The sequence below is a fragment of the Pseudomonas edaphica genome, from assembly GCF_005863185.1.
Lineage (GTDB): Bacteria > Pseudomonadota > Gammaproteobacteria > Pseudomonadales > Pseudomonadaceae > Aquipseudomonas > Aquipseudomonas edaphica.
In genome coordinates, this window is sequence record NZ_VBVZ01001056.1 from 1 (window position 1) to 917 (window position 917).

Annotated in this window: 2 protein-coding genes; one reads left to right on the plus strand and one right to left on the minus strand. The window is 58.7% G+C overall.

Annotation, left to right across the window (positions count from 1 at the left end):
• Positions 1-437 (minus strand): DMT family transporter (locus FEM54_RS33210; RefSeq protein WP_138454357.1); only part of this gene is annotated, 437 nt, incomplete at its 3' end.
• A 185-nt stretch (positions 438-622) separates the two neighbouring features.
• On the opposite strand from FEM54_RS33210, the gene FEM54_RS33215 reads away from it, so the two are divergent.
• Positions 623-917 (plus strand): membrane lipoprotein lipid attachment site-containing protein (locus FEM54_RS33215; protein ID WP_138454358.1); only part of this gene is annotated, 295 nt, incomplete at its 3' end.

A 917-nucleotide genomic window follows, 5' to 3' on the forward strand; every position in this document is an offset into this window, starting at 1 on the left:
ATGATCAGCACACCGACAAACCCGCAGATCACCGCCAGCCATTGGCCACGCGTGACGTGCTCGCCGAGCAAGGGCACCGACAGCGCCGTCACCAGGATCGGCGCCAGGAAGTTCACCGCCGTGGCTTCCGCCAACGGGATGTAATGCAGCGCCGCGGTAAAAAACAGACTCGTGCCCAGCAGGCACAACGCCCTCACCACCTGCATGCCCGGCCGCTTGCTGCGCAGCACCCGCAAGCCGGATTGCGGCAGGAATATCCCGGCCATCAGCAAGGTGTGCACCAGGTAACGCGCCCACACCACCATCACAATCGGGTAGAACCCGGCCAGGTATTTGGACAAGGCGTCGTGGCTGGAGAACAGAAACGTCGCCAGCACAATCAGCAGGATGCCTTTGAAAGGATGGTTGACGCCGGAAAGCGGTGTGCTGACAGTCATTGAATTCTCTTGCATGGCGGGCTGAACGCATTTGCACTTAACCCGGTAATCTAGCAGCCGGGCTTGCGTCTGCCCCAAGAGCATAACCAAACACCGTGCGAACAGCGCACTAAATCACGGGTTTCGAGTCCAACGCTGCACGTTCACCGTCGTGTTGCACATTTTTCAACCAAGGCCATGTCGCTATGAAAAAAACACTCTTTGTTCTTTCTGCCCTTGCCCTGCTCACCGCGTGCAACAAGGAACCCAAGGAAGCCCCAAAACCCGCCCCCGCTTCCGTGCAAGCCACGCTGGTACCGGCAAACCCACCGACCGATAAATGGGTCGGCAAATGGATCGGCGTCGAAGGCCTGAACCTGACCATCGCCAAGGACGACAGCATCGGCCGTGGGCACTACCTGCTGACCATGAAATACGGCCTTGATGCCGACGACGCCGGCACCTTCAAAGGCGAAGCCAATGAAGCTGTCTCTTATACAC